Origin of the sequence: Paenibacillus glacialis (genome assembly GCF_001637205.1) — a bacterium.
GTDB classification, from domain to species: Bacteria; Bacillota; Bacilli; order Paenibacillales; family Paenibacillaceae; genus Paenibacillus_AQ; species Paenibacillus_AQ glacialis.
Genome location: NZ_LVJH01000002.1, coordinates 157,493 through 174,574 on the forward strand (window position 1 = coordinate 157,493; position 17,082 = coordinate 174,574).

The 17,082-nt window shown below is 41.5% G+C and carries 17 protein-coding genes; 2 read left to right on the top strand and 15 right to left on the bottom strand.

The features are described from left to right. Positions 1-127 precede the first annotated feature (127 nt). The 13 genes from PGLA_RS01145 to PGLA_RS01205 form a co-directional block, all read right to left on the bottom strand. The gene (locus tag PGLA_RS01145) at positions 128-1,009 is read right to left on the bottom strand and encodes an ROK family protein (RefSeq protein ID WP_068527483.1); all 882 of its coding nucleotides are present in this window, start codon (positions 1,007-1,009) and stop codon (positions 128-130) included. Positions 1,010-1,044: 35 nt separating this feature from the next. Then, positions 1,045-2,103 carry a phosphodiester glycosidase family protein gene (locus PGLA_RS01150; RefSeq protein ID WP_245699647.1) on the bottom strand — a complete coding sequence of 353 codons (1,059 nt, stop codon included), beginning with the start codon at positions 2,101-2,103 and terminating at the stop codon, positions 1,045-1,047. A 66-nt stretch (positions 2,104-2,169) separates the two neighbouring features. Further along, positions 2,170-3,030: a 5'-3' exonuclease gene (locus PGLA_RS01155; protein ID WP_068528328.1), complete on the bottom strand. Its 861-nt coding sequence runs from the start codon at positions 3,028-3,030 to the stop codon at positions 2,170-2,172. 126 nt (positions 3,031-3,156) lie between these two features. Then, positions 3,157-3,513, bottom strand: coding sequence for an arsenate reductase family protein (locus PGLA_RS01160; protein WP_068527486.1), 357 nt, complete (start codon positions 3,511-3,513; stop codon positions 3,157-3,159). Positions 3,514-3,515: 2 nt separating this feature from the next. Further along, complete coding sequence (locus PGLA_RS01165) at positions 3,516-4,535, bottom strand: RluA family pseudouridine synthase (RefSeq protein WP_068527489.1); 1,020 nt, start codon at positions 4,533-4,535, stop codon at positions 3,516-3,518. Then, complete coding sequence (locus PGLA_RS01170; protein ID WP_068527491.1) at positions 4,532-5,101, bottom strand: cob(I)yrinic acid a,c-diamide adenosyltransferase; 570 nt, start codon at positions 5,099-5,101, stop codon at positions 4,532-4,534. The genes PGLA_RS01165 and PGLA_RS01170 overlap by 4 nt, the downstream gene beginning before the upstream one ends. A gap of 171 nt (positions 5,102-5,272) precedes the next feature. Then, complete coding sequence (locus tag PGLA_RS01175) at positions 5,273-5,884, bottom strand: hypothetical protein (protein ID WP_084410649.1); 612 nt, start codon at positions 5,882-5,884, stop codon at positions 5,273-5,275. A gap of 28 nt (positions 5,885-5,912) precedes the next feature. Continuing rightward, positions 5,913-6,113: an aspartyl-phosphate phosphatase Spo0E family protein gene (locus PGLA_RS01180; protein ID WP_245699666.1), complete on the bottom strand. Its 201-nt coding sequence runs from the start codon at positions 6,111-6,113 to the stop codon at positions 5,913-5,915. 162 nt (positions 6,114-6,275) lie between these two features. Next, positions 6,276-7,487 carry an aminotransferase class I/II-fold pyridoxal phosphate-dependent enzyme gene (locus PGLA_RS01185; RefSeq protein ID WP_068527495.1) on the bottom strand — a complete coding sequence of 404 codons (1,212 nt, stop codon included), beginning with the start codon at positions 7,485-7,487 and terminating at the stop codon, positions 6,276-6,278. 16 nt (positions 7,488-7,503) lie between these two features. After that, the gene (locus tag PGLA_RS01190) at positions 7,504-8,004 is read right to left on the bottom strand and encodes an Lrp/AsnC family transcriptional regulator (RefSeq protein WP_068527498.1); all 501 of its coding nucleotides are present in this window, start codon (positions 8,002-8,004) and stop codon (positions 7,504-7,506) included. A gap of 182 nt (positions 8,005-8,186) precedes the next feature. Next, on the bottom strand, positions 8,187-8,381 hold the full coding sequence (locus PGLA_RS01195) for a hypothetical protein (RefSeq protein WP_068527499.1): 195 nt from the start codon (positions 8,379-8,381) through the stop codon (positions 8,187-8,189). A 34-nt stretch (positions 8,382-8,415) separates the two neighbouring features. Next, positions 8,416-8,955, bottom strand: coding sequence for a hypothetical protein (locus PGLA_RS01200; RefSeq protein WP_068527500.1), 540 nt, complete (start codon positions 8,953-8,955; stop codon positions 8,416-8,418). Between the two features lie 120 nt (positions 8,956-9,075). Then, positions 9,076-11,439 (bottom strand): endonuclease MutS2, encoded by a 2,364-nt coding sequence (locus PGLA_RS01205; RefSeq protein ID WP_068527505.1) that lies wholly within the window; start codon positions 11,437-11,439, stop codon positions 9,076-9,078. A gap of 149 nt (positions 11,440-11,588) precedes the next feature. Between PGLA_RS01205 and PGLA_RS01210 the strand changes: the two genes are divergently transcribed. After that, entirely contained in the window at positions 11,589-11,945 is a 357-nt protein-coding gene (locus tag PGLA_RS01210) for a phage holin family protein (RefSeq protein ID WP_068527506.1), read from the top strand. Between the two features lie 222 nt (positions 11,946-12,167). Continuing rightward, complete coding sequence (locus tag PGLA_RS01215; protein ID WP_068527508.1) at positions 12,168-12,554, top strand: cupredoxin domain-containing protein; 387 nt, start codon at positions 12,168-12,170, stop codon at positions 12,552-12,554. Between the two features lie 49 nt (positions 12,555-12,603). Here PGLA_RS01215 and zapA read toward each other — a convergent pair whose 3' ends face one another. Then, the gene (gene zapA, locus PGLA_RS01220; protein WP_068527516.1) at positions 12,604-14,469 is read right to left on the bottom strand and encodes a cell division protein ZapA; all 1,866 of its coding nucleotides are present in this window, start codon (positions 14,467-14,469) and stop codon (positions 12,604-12,606) included. Positions 14,470-14,612: 143 nt separating this feature from the next. Next, positions 14,613-17,063, bottom strand: a complete 2,451-nt coding sequence (gene pheT / locus PGLA_RS01225; protein WP_068527524.1) for a phenylalanine--tRNA ligase subunit beta — start codon at positions 17,061-17,063, stop codon at positions 14,613-14,615. Between the last annotated feature and the right edge of the window lie 19 nt (positions 17,064-17,082).

Genomic DNA, 17,082 nt, shown 5'->3' on the forward strand with positions numbered 1-17,082 from the left:
AAAAGCACCACCCTTACAATAATGTAAGAGAGGTGCTTCCTCGGTCGGACCATGTTATACTGTTATCCCTATAATACCATATACTGTAATTTCGTCAACGTGAATTCATATCTACCAGTGTTCGTAATTAAACTTCCTCAAGTGCTAACCGTGCAAGCGCGAGCGCTCCACAAAGTCCTGCATTGTCACCTAGTTGAGGAGAAACAATATACTGCTCTATATCTTTATTAATGGATGCATGCTGTACATAACCATTCAGAAGATGACGGAGCTCGCGTTGAATCAGCGGAAAGAGCTGTTTCTGCTTCATAACGCCACCACCCATAATGATCTTTTGCGGAGATAATATCAATATATAATTCATTAAAGCCTGCGCTAAATAATATGCTTCCATCTCCCACGCCGGATGATCCACTTTTAATTCAACACCTTGCAATCCAGAACGCCCGCTGATTGCTGGTCCTGCTGCTAGTCCCTCTAAACAATCCGCATGATAAGGGCATGTCCCCTTATATGAATCTTCTGGATGACGCCGAACGACAATATGTCCCATTTCAGGATGAGATAGGCCATGCAACATTTTTCCGTTAACGACAGCTCCAGCGCCAATACCTGTACCCACGGTAATATATATACAGCTATCGAGGCCTTGTCCTGCACCCCATAGATGTTCACCCAGAGCAGCTCCATTCACATCCGTATCGAACCCGATTGGAACATCGAATTTAGATTTCATATGTCCAACAATATTGTACTGGCTCCAATGTGGTTTCGGTGTGGTTGTGATATAACCATATGTATCGCTTTCTTTAATTGGATCGATGGGCCCAAAAGAACCAACCCCAATCGCTTCAATATCTTTCCCCTCAAAAAAGGAGACTACCTGTGCCATTGTCTCCTCTGGTGTTGTTGTTGGAAAGCTAACCCTCTCCACAACTTCACCATCCTTCGTACCTATACCACAAACAAACTTCGTCCCACCTGCTTCAATAGCTCCTAATAATCCCATGTTGACAAATCCCCCTTATGACTTTTGATTTATACTTACGGATTTCTATTCAGGTTGCTTCCAAATATTAACGTATTGCTTAGTAATCGTCCCGCTGGAGTAAGCACTTTCCCTCCGCTGTAAAGTGCGGAGGACGCCCCTCCGTCCAGGTTCATAGCTTGTTTAGCACCCATCTTGTGCATCACTTCAGCCCACTGCTTCATAGTCGCCCCTGAGACTGTAGCAAGCATAACAGATCCATCTGCCATAATCGCAATTCCACTACGTGCAGCAGCACTACTTAAAATCTTCTGATCTTTAAAGCCTTCAGCAGCAGGAGTTACTGAAACCTTTCCGTCCTTCACTAGTCGGGGTCCAGCTCCAACTGCCGTAATGACTTCCTCCCAAGGAAGGGCTTGTCCCTTATCGTCTTTATACGTAACGCTCATCTCCACATCCGCTCCAACCTCAAAGCGTTCGGCCATCGACTTCTCTGTACCGTTACATATAAGAACATAACCCTCTTTTGGAATTATAACATTGTCATTCGGTCCTTTGTACGTAACTTTGCCGTTCTCTATCACAACGGCAATACCACCCTTAAATCCAACACGACTCCCACGTTCTTCTGTATATAAAATGCTAACATTAGCATTTGCCAAAGGCGTCCTATTAATAAAGGTCGCATACCAGCCTATAGGACTGCCTACGGTTCTAGATACTTTACCCGAAAGACTTAATCTAAGACTATCCATAAGTGCGGTTCCGTCAGATTTAAAACCAATCGTAGTCCCATAGTGTCCCATATGCGCTATCTTTCCGTCCACAATCAGATTTCCATAAGGATCCGGTGGACCTCCATAAGCTTCAAAGAAAGCCCCATTTATTGCCGCTTCTGCACGATATGTTTTTACAATGGCGTTGAAGTCTTGAGTCAACCCCACTTTCCCCTTTGCTAGCCCAACAGTAGTTGGTACTCCTTTAGGAATCGACACGGTCCGTACGTTAAAGCTTCGCCCACTAACCGTTACCTTTTTCACTTCATTTCTGATAGCAGACTTAGAAGCTGCATACGAGGTATTCATACGCCCAGGAAGTATACAGGATAATGTCATTATTATTGCAAGCATGACAATCAATACCATTCTTTTTCGCTTTGACTTAAACCATGATCTGCTCACTTAGACCGCTTCAACTCCAATCAATTGACATAAGCTCTTCATTTCCAATTCTTCGAACTTGGACGAAATCAGAACATTGTCTATTTCAAGCTGGCAACCATCCACTGCGCACTCAACGGGTACTTTACAATGAATTTCTGCGAGCCTGCGTGATAAATGTAGCATATCCAGATCATTCTCTATCTTCGTACGCACGCTCGATGAGAGTTGATCGAGGTTCTCAAGAATCCCCTCAATTGATTCATATTCCTGAATAAGCTTGATCGCTGTCTTTTCTCCTATTCCACGAACACCAGGGTAATTATCACTGGCATCACCCATCAGTGCCTTCATATCAATGATTTGACGAGGATGAAGCTGTCTTTCTTCATACAAAGATTCAGGAGTATATACTTTATAATTACCCTGTCCTTTTTTCATAATAATGACACTCGTTGTCGGGCTCACAAGTTGAAGTAAATCATGATCCCCTGTTAATATCGTAACATTCATTTCTTGACTGATTTGTGTTGCTAACGTACCAATGCAGTCATCTGCCTCAAATCCTTGATAACTTACATTAGGAATTCCGAAACTTTCAATGACATCACGGATTAGCGAGAATTGAGGAATAAGATCTTCAGGTGCTTCCGAACGATTTCCTTTATAAGCCGAATATTCCTGAGCACGAAAAGTAGTTCCGCCCAGATCCCAGCAACAAACGACATGACTCGGATCAAATGTTTGGACAGCATCCCAAAAATAACGTACGAACCCATAGATAGCATTGGTAGGTACGCCAGCCTTTGTACGACGGATATATCCACTAGAAGCCGATGCAAAATACGCTCTAAATAATAAAGCCATTCCATCGACCAGCATTAAAGATTGTTTTTTCTGACTTGTCACTCTTTTAACCGCTCCTTATATATATCTTTCTTCCGCGCTGATGGCGGTGATAGGCTAAGTATATCACACCTTTATTAAGGCTTTGTGGAATTACTCACTTCACCAAACATTGGCATATTGATCTTCTTTAAAGCCAACCGTCACTTGCTCCCCACTACTTACGATAGGTCGTTTAATTAACTTCCCATTGGATGAGAGTAATTCAATTTGTTCCTCGCGGGACATATTTCCAAGCCTATCCTTTAGTCCCAAGCTCTTATATACTTCTCCACTCACATTAAAAAATTTCTTTAGTTCTAGCCCACTCTTATTAATTAATTCATTTAATTCAGAGACTGTTGGTGGTTCCTCAACGATATGACGAGTTTCAAGATCATGTCCATTGGATCGTAACCATTTCATTGCATTACGGCAAGTACCACACTGTGGATACTGATATATGACAAGTTTACTCATATTTATTGTTCCTCCTCAAGTGGGTGATGAAGTAATTGATTTCGAAGTGTGTCCATATCAAGAGGAAGTGGTGCAGTAATCGTCATCCGTTCTTGCAGAATAGGATGTACAAATGACAACTCCGATGCGTGCAGTGCTTGGCGACCTATCAGTTGATCAATCCTCACCACATCATTCACATCATTCAACTTATCCTCAACTTCCGTTCCTGTGAGCTCATCTATTTGATCCATATCCAGCGTATTATAGATTGGATGTCGATAGAACGAATCACCAATCAATGGACACCCTATCGAAGTCATATGCACACGGATCTGATGTGTCCTACCTGTTTCTAACTTTAGTTGCACCATACTTGCCTGATTAAATTCTTCAATCAACCAGTAGCGTGTCAGTGAACTATACCCTGTTGGTGTCACAATTCTACGATGCGGCTCCAAAGGGTCTCTATCAATAGGACCATCTACCATACCCTCAGAGGGACTTGGCACACCATGAACCAATGCAATATATTTCTTGTCGACATGTCCATCAATCATCTGCTGAGAGATATGTTGATGAACATAAGGATTCTTAGCGATAACTAATACACCAGTTGTCTCCTGATCAAGCCTATGAACCGGTCGAAACCGAAAAGATTTCCCTTGTTCAAGCCAATAATGGACGACTCCATTCGCTAACGTATTTGTGTAATGACCGCTAGTGGGATGAACAATGATACCTGCCTCTTTGTTAACGATCAACAGATGGTCATCTTCAAATAAAATATCAAAAGGAATGGGCTGAGGTAAAATATCTTCAGAAGTCTCCTGCTCCATCCGTATTTCAACCCTATCTCCACTCCTTACATGAATGCTAATATACTCTCTTTGACCATTGAGCATGATACCTTCCTCAGTCTGTTTCAAACGTGTTAACAGCTTGCGAGAAATATGCATCCTATTCTGCAAAATCGTCTTAAGTTTAAAGCCTTCTTCTTCAGCAGAAACTACGTATGTGATTGGATTATAATATTGGCTCATTTCTCTGATTTGAACACCTTTTGACTACGTACATATTCGATGTCTGCTACTCCTTTACGTGCATTTACCGTTCTTGCAATCACGAAGAAATAATCAGACAAACGGTTTAAATATTTACGTACATCAGGATTTATATCCTTTTCCTTGCCTAAAGTAACTGTTCTGCGCTCTGCTCTACGGCACACCGTGCGGCAAACATGGAGAGTGGAAGATATCAAGTCTCCACCAGGTAGAATAAATCGCTCAAGCGGTGGGTTCTCTTTCTCACACGTGTCTAGCCAAAGTTCCAATCGCTCTACCAGTTCGCCTGTCACTTTATATTTACTCTCACTGAGCTTAACGAATGCTAAATCTGAACCACAATCAAACAACTCATGTTGTATCTCTAACAACTGTTCCTTCAGATCAGCAAATAATTCACCCTCCACGAGGCTAATCACTTGTCCTACGAAACAATTCAACTCATCTATCGTTCCATAAGCTTCCACTTGATTATCATCTTTGATCACTCGCCCTCCAATAACAGAGGTTTCACCCTTATCGCCTGTACGTGTGTATACTTTCATTGAAATCCTCCTAAAAGTTTTTGGAGCGTTACTCCTTGATTTTACTACGTCAAAAACTCGCCTCGGAAGCATATGCTTAGTTTTTGGAGAGCTAGGCTTCTCCGATAATTCTACGTTTCAAAAACTTACCTCGGAAGCATGTTCTTAGTTTTTGGAGCGTTACTCCTCCAATTATTCCCCGATCATAGCCTTCATCACTTTAACAGAATTCTCAACTGAACTCGTGGAAAATGGAATCGTGGCAAACAAACCTTCCGTTGGGAAATCCAAACCTTCAAATAATTTCATTTTTGAGAGAGGAATTGCAAATAGATGCTTCTCAGTGATTATCTCATTTGTTGTTTCATCCATTACGCCACCCTCAAATACACCTTCGGTGAATTTTGCGGAATCGAAATCCTGATCAAGAACCATATGAGCACCCTGCTGGGTATATCGTTTCATAATATCTTCAGGCACAATGATAATTTCGTGTTCACCAGCCGCGTATTCTAGCAATATTTTTTGTTCAACGTATAATGCCGCTGTCGTGATCGTCACCTTAGGTTCTTCTCCAAGCTTCTCTTGGATTTTTTGCTGTACCGACTCTCTAATTTCAGTAGGACTTTGCGAAAATTCAGTTAAAAAAATAGAAAAATCCGCATCATTTTTCCCACAACCTGCCAACATTATGATACTTACGCAAATCAGAATCCATTGCCCAATACGTTTCAATGTCTGCTCCCCCAATCGATAATAAGACCAATATATCATAAATAGTGAACCGATAAAAAGGAGGCTCATACTTACGAGCCTCCTTGTGATCTAAATATTATTTTTTAGTGGGAAATGACTTCATATATTCATTTATCTTTAAATCTAGTAGACTACTAATTTCAATAACAATTTCAGAAGTAAATGACTGTTCTTGGATGAATATCTGTTCCATCTTGCTGCGGAGCAAACGGATCTCATCTTCCAATGTAAACTCTCTATTCGAAGATTCTATCGTTTTGCTTGGCCATTTACCAATCTTCCCCTCGGAGATATAACCTCCCCGATATTTGGGTATTTCATAATCAGCGGCAAAAAACAAATCGAATCCCTCCATTAGATAGTTTTTGCTCTTAGAGACAAATTATAACATATCATATACTAATTATAAAAGTGAACATATTGTTACTTTAAAAAATATTCAGCCTTTTTTCAATTTCTCTACAAATCGGCCTATTCTGTCGAGGGCCTCCGTCAGTTGAGCAACCGAGGTTGCATATGAACAGCGAAGAAAACCATCACCACCAAGTCCAAAGACGTTACCTGGAACAGCTGCCACTTTAGCTTCTACGAGCAGTCTTTGAGCAAAATCATCTGACGATAACCCTGTACTTTGAATGCTTGGGAATGCGTAAAATGCCCCTTGTGGTTCATGACAATCAAGTCCAATATCACGTAACCCCTGAACAACCAAACGTCTACGCTGGTTATAAGATTCCATCATACGATCTTTTTCCTCTAAACCATTAGTTGTTAAAGCCTCCAATGCAGCAACTTGACCCATCACTGGAGCACACATCACGGTATATTGATGAATCTTTAACATGGCTGCAATGAGATCTTCATGCGCACATGCATATCCCATGCGCCATCCAGTCATAGCAAATGCCTTGGAGAATCCACTTACAAGCACGGTTCGATCCTTCATTCCAGGAATAGATGCAAAACTAACGTGTTTCTCTCCATACGTAAGTTCGGCATAAATTTCATCAGAAATAACGATTAGATCATGTTTTTCTACCACTTTAGCAATCGGAAGCCAATCCTCGTAAGTCATGATAGCACCTGTCGGATTGCTTGGATAACATAATATCAGCACCTTTGATTTAGGTGTGATCTTTGCTTCCAAAGCCTCAGCCGTTAATTTGAAGCCATTCTCAGACGTTGTTTCAATACCAATTGGAACACCGCCTCCAATAGCAGTGATCGGCGAATAGGATATATAACAAGGCTCTGGAATAAGGATCTCATCACCCGGAACAATCAGTGCACGTAATGCTAAATCTATCGCTTCACTACCGCCCACAGTAACTAAAATCTGCTTCAAGGGTTCATATTTGACCTGGAAGCTCTCCTCTAAATATCGACCAATAGCTTCACGAAGTTCAGGCATTCCTGCATTGGAGGTGTATCCTGTACGTCCACGTTCTAAAGAGTATACACATGCTTCACGTACATGCCATGGTGTGACGAAATCAGGCTCGCCCACACCAAGTGTAATAATATCCTTATTAGCAGAAACGAGATCAAAAAATTTACGAATGCCCGAAGGAGCGATCTCCCTGACGAGCGGCGCTAAATAGGATTCCATTGACTTTTTGTGCTCTGTAACACGCCCTTCATCCAAGATCATCACACTTCCTCCTTCATCATGGAGAGATCATGAGTCGAGTATCTTCTTCGTGATCCTCGAGAATAATCCCATCTTGTTTATATTTCTTCAGAATAAAATTCGTCTTCGTTGAAAGTACAGATTCAATTGGTGATAGCTTCTCGGATACAAAATTCGCTACTTCTCTTAAGTTATGTCCTTCAACTTCTACAAGTAAATCATAAGCACCAGACATCAAATAAACGGATTTCACCTGAGGATATAAATAAATGCGTTCTGCAATCCCCTCAAATCCACGCCCGCGTTCTGGAGTAATCTGAACTTCAATAAGAGCTGTTACTTTCTCATCTTCAATCTTGCTCCAGTTCACAACTGCAGAGTACTTCACAATCACGTGGTCACTTTCAAGCTCGGCTATGGCCGTTGTAACTTCATCTTCGCTAACACCAAGTAGGGTAGCTAGTAAAGACGGTGACCTTCTCGCATCCTCTTTCAAAAGGTCCAATACCTTCATTTTGAGATCGTTTAGTTCCTTCATAAGTTATCCTCCAGTGCTTGCTTTTCGTGGGCACTGATAATAATAAATGTCATACCCGCGTAAAAGAGATTAATACATATACTACAATATTTTGTGGTATATGCATAGAAAAAACCGTCCCAATTAGCTTGATGCCTCATGAGACGGTTTTATTTCATATCTTACATACTTATTCCAATCGTTTACATATATTGAGAATGTACCGATTGGGATTGTTGTCGCGCATTAGGAATATATCCATTTTGTATATCATTCCCTGTCTTTTGACTCACGAATTGGCGAGATTCTTGTTGTGTTTGTTGAGATGCTTGAACTTGCTTATCTAATTCTGATCGTGGTGCTTGACTAGGTACCGAATACTGAGTTTGCTGCTGCATCAGGGTAAATACTTCTCCCTGTAATCGCAATCCATTATTTACTCAATCCTTGTACAAGTCTTAATCGATCTTCCTCAGAAAGTGTTGTCTGCACGTGGAAGCATCCTGTGCAAATGTACAAATCCACCGTGAATGGTGTGCTTAGAATCGGGGACTGTAGCGCTTTAACTACGGCAGGTTGGAACCCCGCATCTGTAACTTGCTGTCCTGCTAACAACATGTATTCATGACAATGAGGACATTCTGGAACTTCTTCTTGTTCATCTAGCACTTTCTCAACCATTTCCTCGTAATTCATCAAATCATGACTTGTCTCATACTTATCAAGTGCACGAATAGTTGAGGTAGTACGACTAACATCTCTTTCCCAGAATGGCGATATGGATAGCTTGTCTTCATCGTGAGAATGAGTCATGACTTCCGGTTCAAGTTCCTCGCCGTCTTCCTCTATATCAATGTTGAGTGTCCGATATTCATTCAGTTCATTCTGACAATGCGGACATTCTTCTTCAGGACCTAGTTCTTCATCCCATACAATTTCGGTCTGACACCATGGGCATACTGTTGTTTCCATGAAACCTTCCTCCTAGCTATTCTTCAAATAAACAATCCCAGCTACTATAAACATAACAGCAGCAACAAATAATATACGTATCAGATTTTTCATAGGGCTGACGCTCCTTACAACTGAAACTTAATGCAACTCAGCGACGGTAACACCATTTCCGCCTTCTCCATAATTACCTAACCTATAACTTTTCACATGTTTGTGCTTACGAAGATACTCGTTAATTCCTGTTCGAAGAATCCCTGTTCCCTTACCATGGATAATACTAACCTGACCTAGATTGCTCAAAAATGCCTCATCAATGAAATGATCCACTTCCATCAACGCTTCTTCCAGGTTGGCACCACGTAGATCCAGTTCACGGCGAATATTATCATCTCGAGTTCGTTTAACCATTGTAACATTCTTCTGCTTCTGAGGTTTATCTGATTGGTTTGCATTCAAGAGTTCCAAATCATCTAAGCTAACCTTCATTTTCATAATACCCAACTGTACTATAGCTTCTTTATTTCCTTTAAGTTCTACAACATGACCTTTCTGGTTCAGACTGTATAATCTTACCTCATCCCCAGGTTCTATCGTACGAACTTTGATTTGATTCTTAGTCGGAGACTTCTTACGCTGCTTCGGCTCAGCTTCTTCAAGTTGTTTACGTGCGGCAATTAACTTGTGCTCTTTCACCGATGCGCCTTCAGTCATGGCAAGATCGCGTAGTTCAGATATAATTCGTTCTGCTTCGACACGAGCTTTGTTGATCACTTCTTGTGCGTTAAGCTCTGCTTTTTCCAATAACTTATCACGTTGTTGATCCAACTTCTCTAACTCTCGTTGATGCTGAATTCGCAATGCCTCCATCTCCATACGAAGCTGTTCAGCTTGTTTACGCTCATTCTCAGCACGAAGGCGATTGTCCTCAAGAGACGCTATCATATGCTCCACACGCATATCTTCCTCTTTCACTTCACCACGAGCGAAATCCAGTATGCTTTTCTGTAATCCCAATCGCTCTCCGATAGCAAAAGCATTACTTCTCCCGGGAACTCCGATCAATAAACGATACGTAGGACTCAATGTATTAACATCAAATTCCATACTCGCATTAATTATTCCTTGACGTTCATATGCATAAGCTTTTAACTCACTATAATGTGTCGTAGCCACCATCCGGCAGTTAAAGCGGTGGATATGTTCCAGAATAGATATCGCTAACGCCGACCCTTCCGCAGGATCTGTTCCAGCCCCTACTTCATCCAGAAGGATGAGACTTTTAGGCGTCATTTGCTTCAATATCCGAATTATATTGGTCATATGACTTGAAAAAGTACTCAGGTTTTGTTCAATACTTTGTTCATCCCCAATATCCGCAAATATGGCGTCAAACACACTTAGTTCGCTACCCTCTTCAGCAGGAACGAAAAATCCAGACATCGCCATGAGGCAAAGAAGTCCTATCGTCTTCAGCGTAACCGTCTTGCCTCCCGTATTCGGGCCAGTTACGATAATGGAAGTATGCGTCTTGCCCAGTTCCACATCAATAGGAACAACCTGTTCCAATGGAATGAGCGGATGCCGTCCTTTTTTCAGCTTTAGATATCCAATATCATTCATCTGTGGCATCGATGCTTTCATCACATGTGCTAATCGTGCTTTTGCAAATATGAAATCAAGGTCTCCAACCACACCAACATCTATAAGCAACATTTCTGCTTCATCACCAACAAGAGCCGTTAATTTCTGTAGAATAACTTCAATTTCGCGTTCTTCTTTCATCCGTAATTCCCGCAATTTATTATTCATCGCTACGATGACCTCAGGTTCAATGAACAGTGTTGCACCAGAACCGGATTGATCATGAACGATACCACCGAAATAAGAACGATGTTCTGCCTTCACCGGGATAACGAAACGATCTCCACGAATGGTAACCAATTGATCCTGAAGCATCTTAGAGACCGTAGAGGAGCGAATCATAGAATCCAGCTTTTCACGAATACGAACTTCCCCAGATCTAAGTTCTCTGCGAACCTGTGCTAGTTCTGAGCTTGCAGAATCCATCACCTCAGCATTTTCATCTATGCATTCTTTGATTGTATCCTCCAGAACCTTCTGTTCAGAGATCCCTTCACTGAGTGTGAACAAAATCTTTACTGGCTCATCCTCATGAATGTTAGCAATAAATCGTTTGATACGTCTGGATCCATAAATAGTATTACTTATTGCAACCAATTCATGAGGATTCAATGTCCCACCGATCTGTGCCCGCTTCGTTGCTGCAGAAATATCCGTTATTCCACCAAATGGGGGAGTCCCCTTTAATCGATCTACTGTATAAGCCTCATTCGTAACATTTAATTGTGAATTGACGGACTCTAAATCTGTAGCGGGTTTAAGTTGTTCTGCCGCCTGTTTACCCATACTTGTCTGGGTATAGCCAGAACATTTATTTAAAATCTTGCGATATTCTAAAGTATGTAAAATTTTATCATCCAATATTATTCACTACTCCTTTCAACCTTGACTTTATTATAACGAAACTAATCCAAATTCGCTATTTTGAACTTCCATACATAAGTTCCTGATAAATTGAATACAATAACTCTTGCATAACACATTATTCATGTGTAAAGGAGGCCAATTGCATGAACTTCCTGGGTCATGTCGTTAGATTCATTGTAGCAGCACTGGTGTTAATGGTTGTAGGTTGGATCGTTCCACAGTTTTCCGTAGGTGGATTCTGGAGCGCACTTATACTCGCTCTAGTGATTGCCTTAATTAGTTGGGTCGTTGAGGGAATATTCGGCAAACGAATTAACCCCTTTGGTAGAGGTATCGTCGGTTTTCTGGTGAGTGCTTTGGTCATTTATATTGCCCAGTTCATCGTCAGTGGAGTTAGCGTAACTATGCTTGGAGCTCTACTTGCTGCACTTGTCATTGGGATTATTGACCTCTTCATACCGGTAGCCACACCCTATGATGCCGGTCGTGATCATCGTTAATCAAGAGTGGTAAATAACTCTTAGTACCTACAGCAGATAAGCCCCTGTTCCATGGAACAGGGGCTTTCCTGTGACCATTATTCATTAAGATACACGATCTACTACTCTACACAAATCAGATTTTGTTCACGAATCATTCAAATCATGATGTGTAAAAATGTCTTCGATAAGGTATGATATTACTATATTTGTCACAATATCACGCCTATGGGAGAGTGTAATATGAAAAAAGCACTTGTATTAATTATAACTTGTATGCTCTTAATGACCTTATCTGCATGTGGAGGGGACAATTCCTCTTCGAATTCTTCCAACAGTGGGGTTTCAGATACCGGAGTAGCTCCAAGCGAGGAGATCGTCATTAAAGCCTCAAATTATACTTTTGACCAACAAGAATATCGCATTAAGCAAGGTACCACAGTTAAGATTGTATTCAAGAATGAAGAAGGTAATCACGGCGTTATGATTCCTGGGTTAGAGGTTCAACTATCTAAGAAGAATCCTTCCCAAGTCATTACAGCAGACAAACCAGGTGAATACGAAATTATTTGTTCTGTATTCTGTGGCTCTGGACACACAGCCATGATTTCAAAACTAATCGTAGAATAAAAACTTCGATCCCCTCACTTCAATTAAAGTAAGGGGATCTTTCATGTATTCAACCTTTATCCTGTTCGATCAGCTCTATCCATTCGTTATACTCACTTTGTAATTTTCCGTATTCCTCACAGAGCTTACGATGTTCTTCCTGAAGCTGGTTCGTCTGTTTCAACTGCATATCATGTTCCACCTGAAGAAGACGATATTGGTGAGCCACAAGTTCGAAGGACTCTCCAATCTCACGTAACTCTTGAGCCACATTTTCCTTTTCCCCACGTAACTCTTCACGTTGTTGTTCTGTTGCAGCAATCTCTTGTTGCCAGATATCTAATTCTGCCTGAAGCTTCTGCTCTTCCTCTCCCCATGCAGATTGCTTACTCTCAAGTTCATTATACCGCTCTATCCATTCCTTCAATGAATATTGAGCAGTCTCTAGCAAGACCTGATTGTCGGATTCACGAGAAGCTACTTCTATTATCTTATCTTGTAACTCTTTCAATAACCGTTCATTCTCTTCTTTCTCTTCTAACAACATCACATTCTCTACTCTTGCATCCTCATCCCGTCTCAACGTTTCACGATAGACCTCTTGCACATCTTCGTATTGCTGTTGCAGATGAAGTAATTCATTCTCAACCGTTTGGCGTCTATTCACTTCCTGTTCGGATTGCTCCTTCAGTACGCTCAGTTCATCATGAGTAGATTCTAATAAGACCTGATTGTCGGATTCACGAGAAGAAATCTCTATGATCTTATCTTGTAACTCTTTCAATAGCCGTTCATTCTCTTCTTTCTCTTCTAGCAACATCAGATTCTCCACTCTTGCATCCTCATCACGTCTCACCGTTTCACGATAAACTTCTTGCACATCTTCGAACTGCTGCTGGAGTTGTAGTAACTCATACTCAAGTGTTTCTCGTTTATTCAGTTCCAGCACAGATTGTTCCTTCAATACACTCAATTCATCATGAATTGACTTCATGCCGGATTCGAGTGTCTCATTCTGTTCATTTCCTTCTAATATAGTTCGTTCCAAATCAGCGACTTCTTCAGCTCTCTTGTCAGCAAGCATCTTCCAAGACTTCGTTTCTGCCAATAATTTATTCACTTCGCCTTCAAGTTTACGGACTGTAGCGCCGCTCTCTTCAAGAGACTTCTGTAATAATTGGCGTGCTGTTTCGGACTTCCCTAAACTATCCTTGATTTGGTTTCTTTCACTGTGTAATTTCGTAACTTGAGTCTGCAGAGATTGCTGATCAGCTTTAGCTGTCTGCTCTCTTTGTACTGACTGTTTATATTGTTCGCTCAATTGTGCGTGAACTTCTTGTGCTGTCTTTAATTCCTTCTCATTGCCACGCAATTTCGTCTGCCATTGGTTGTTACTATTTCGCAGATCTACAAGTTGTTTATCTAATTCCAGAACAGACTGTTTATGATTCTGCTCCTGATCAGCTTGATTCTGCGTTAATTGCAGATTCTTGACTATTTCCTTATCCAGCAAAAATTTATTATTCTCTAATTGTTGTTGTAATTCAGCTTGTACTCGGTTAAGTTCCGCCTGAAGTTCTTCTTTCTCTTTAACAACAACGGCAGATTCCTCTTGTTGCTTCAACAACTTCTCCGTCTGTTCCGTACGGTTGTCTAGTAGCTTCAAGATCTCAGCTTTCAGTTCGCTACGTTCTCCGGTAAGCATCTTGAGTTCATTACGAACTTCCTGAGTCTGAATGGCTTCTTCAGCCATATGGACAGCAGCGAGCACCGCGATCTTGGGTGTATCGAGCCTAGTGTGATTCTTTGATACCGCATTCATTCGTTCATCAACGTATTGAGCAATTTTTTTCATATAGTCAGAACTGCTTCCGACAAGTTTATAAGAAGTCCCGTAGATTTCCACGGTGACGCGATTACGATCGGGTATATTCACTGTTGTTCCCTCCTTCATATGTGTTGGCTCTTAGTTGTCTGATTCGCAATCATCATATCCATAATTTAGATGTGATTCTTTCCTAAAAAGGTCACATCGAATCATTATGTCTATGGATTCGATGTGACTGTGTTCAATTCCTGCTATTTTCTTAATTCAGCTTCAAAAGTTTGTTCCAATGCCGTTACAACTGTTCCATGTACCGAAGTTACTTCTTCATCGGTTAATGTCCGGTCCTGATGACGATATACAAGTGAGATGGCAATACTCTTCTTATTGTCACCTAGTTTACTTCCTGTGTAGACATCAAATACTTGCACGGTCTGCAACAATTCTCCCGCAGTTTCACGGATCGTAGCAAGTAATGCTCCTGCTTCCGTACGCTCGTCTACCACAACTGCAATATCTCGTTCAACAGCAGGATAACGTGGTAAATCCCGATATCTCAACTCATAATCAGTGTTATCAAATAATGGTTGTAACAATAGCTCCGCCACATAAACATCTTCAAGATCACGATCTAGTTGCAACTGTGGATGAACCTGACCAAGTGTACCCAGCAACACTTTAACACCCGAGCCATTATCTAAGTAGATAGATGCCGAACGACCAGGATGGTATCCTTCTGGCTGGTTCGCTACATAGGTAACCGCATCCTGTAACCCAAGGTGATTGAACAATGTTTCAAGCGTTCCTTTGATATCAAAGAAATCCACTTTCACTGGCGTTACGTTCCACTGTTTCTGCCCCTTATTACCACTAAGCAACAAAGACAACACTGGGATTTCTTTCGGCTGAACAGTCAATTGTTCTTCTTCCGTGAAGAAGACATGACCCATCTCGAACAATGCTAAGTCTGGATGTTTGCGGTTCACGTTGTAAGTAGCCGCATCTAACAACTGAGGAATAATACTAGTACGTAGTACGCTACGCTCTTCACTCATTGGCATCGATAGTTTGACAGGCTTACTACCGATTGTTAATGCTGGAAACACTGCAGCTTGATCGGGATGTGTAAATGAATAGCTAATTAACTCCTGCCATCCTCCGTGAGTTAACATTCTCCGTAATTCACGACGTAAGGCTTGAGGTTTCGTATATGCTCCAGGAGTCGTTGGTCCTTCAATAGGCGTTGTCGGAATATTATCGTACCCATAGAGTCGAGCAATCTCCTCCATAAGATCAACGTCCGTTGTAATATCACCGCGACGAGTGGGAACTCTTACTTCGATAATCCCCTGAGCCGTATCAGCACAATCGAAGTTTAAGCGAGCAAATATAGTTTTCACTTCAAGCATAGATAGTTCCGTGCCTAAGACACCGTTCAGCTTCTCAAGACGTAATGTAATGGTTACCTCTTTAGCAGGTTCAACGATGGATTCAACAACACCATGATGTACCGCGCCCCCAGTAAGGCTAGCTATCAATGAAGCAGCTCTGTTCAATGCCTGAACAACTACACCTCGATCGACTTCTTTCTCAAACCGTAGACTTGCTTCTGAACGAAGACCTAACTGGCGAGATGTTTTACGTACAATAGCCCCGTCAAAATGAGCAGATTCCAACAGAATATTCACTGTTTGCTCTGTAACTTCGGAATTCGCTCCGCCCATAACACCCGCAAGGGCAATAGGTTTCACTCCGTCCGTAATAAGTAGCATATGAGGCTCCAACTTACGCTCTTGATCATCCAAAGTGATCAACGTCTCTCCGTCTTTAGCAAAACGAACATCGATAGCACCTTTGTTCAACTTATCCGCATCAAAAGCATGAAGAGGTTGACCATATTCCAACATCACATAGTTGGTGATGTCTACGATGTTATTGATAGGACGTACACCCGCTGCCATCAAGCGATTCTGCATCCATTGTGGAGACGATGTGATCGTTACACCCGTAATATAGCGAGCAGCATAGTGGGTACAGTATTCAGGAGTGCTAATACGAACCGAAATATGTTCTGCAGCTGCATCACTTACTTCAATAAGTTGATCTAATGGATTGGGGATATTCACTTCGCGTCCTAGAATAGCGCCAACTTCATATGCAGCACCGTGCATACTGAGGCAGTCTGAACGGTTAGGCGTTAAATCGAAATCAAGCACTTGATCATTTAACCCAAGTACATGACTAATAGGTGTGCCGATCTCTACGGATTCAGGAAGGACAAAGATACCTTCTTGTTGGGCTTTAGGTAGTAATTTCTCATTCAATCCTAGTTCTTTAGCAGAACAGATCATACCTTGAGATAATACGCCACGAAGTTTCGCCTTCTTAATCTGCATACCATCAGGCATGGTAGCACCGATAAGTGCTACCGGAACCTTCTGACCTGCATCCACATTCTTGGCTCCACAGACAATCTGTAATTCTTCTTCCAGCCCTGCATTTACGATGCAGACATTCAATTTGTCAGCGTCAGGGTGTTTCTCTTTACTAACAACATAACCAACAACAATTTTGTCCACGCCTTTATTGCGGTTCTCAACCTCATCTATTTCAATACCTGCACGTGTAATTTGCTCCGCTAAATCCTTAGGCGCTACGTTCTCTAATGTAACGTAGTCCTTCAGCCATTCTGTTGATACCTTCATGACGATCCCCTTCCTCTTT

Excerpts from the sequence above, each read along its gene's own strand:
- PGLA_RS01190 (WP_068527498.1), bottom strand. The coding sequence starts at position 8,004 with ATGAAGGAACTAAACGATCTCAAAATGAAGGTATTGGACCTTTTGAAA.
- PGLA_RS01145 (WP_068527483.1), bottom strand. The coding sequence starts at position 1,009 with ATGGGATTATTAGGAGCTATTGAAGCAGGTGGGACGAAGTTTGTTTGT.
- PGLA_RS01210 (WP_068527506.1), top strand. The coding sequence starts at position 11,589 with ATGAACTTCCTGGGTCATGTCGTTAGATTCATTGTAGCAGCACTGGTG.
- PGLA_RS01160 (WP_068527486.1), bottom strand. The coding sequence starts at position 3,513 with ATGAGTAAACTTGTCATATATCAGTATCCACAGTGTGGTACTTGCCGT.
- PGLA_RS01215 (WP_068527508.1), top strand. The coding sequence starts at position 12,168 with ATGAAAAAAGCACTTGTATTAATTATAACTTGTATGCTCTTAATGACC.
- PGLA_RS01155 (WP_068528328.1), bottom strand. The coding sequence starts at position 3,030 with ATGCTGGTCGATGGAATGGCTTTATTATTTAGAGCGTATTTTGCATCG.
- PGLA_RS01195 (WP_068527499.1), bottom strand. The coding sequence starts at position 8,381 with ATGCAGCAGCAAACTCAGTATTCGGTACCTAGTCAAGCACCACGATCA.
- pheT (WP_068527524.1), bottom strand. The coding sequence starts at position 17,063 with ATGAAGGTATCAACAGAATGGCTGAAGGACTACGTTACATTAGAGAAC.
- PGLA_RS01165 (WP_068527489.1), bottom strand. The coding sequence starts at position 4,535 with ATGAGCCAATATTATAATCCAATCACATACGTAGTTTCTGCTGAAGAA.
- PGLA_RS01185 (WP_068527495.1), bottom strand. The coding sequence starts at position 7,487 with ATGATCTTGGATGAAGGGCGTGTTACAGAGCACAAAAAGTCAATGGAA.
- PGLA_RS01175 (WP_084410649.1), bottom strand. The coding sequence starts at position 5,884 with ATGAGCCTCCTTTTTATCGGTTCACTATTTATGATATATTGGTCTTAT.
- PGLA_RS01200 (WP_068527500.1), bottom strand. The coding sequence starts at position 8,955 with ATGGAAACAACAGTATGCCCATGGTGTCAGACCGAAATTGTATGGGAT.
- PGLA_RS01150 (WP_245699647.1), bottom strand. The coding sequence starts at position 2,103 with ATGACATTATCCTGTATACTTCCTGGGCGTATGAATACCTCGTATGCA.
- PGLA_RS01170 (WP_068527491.1), bottom strand. The coding sequence starts at position 5,101 with ATGAAAGTATACACACGTACAGGCGATAAGGGTGAAACCTCTGTTATT.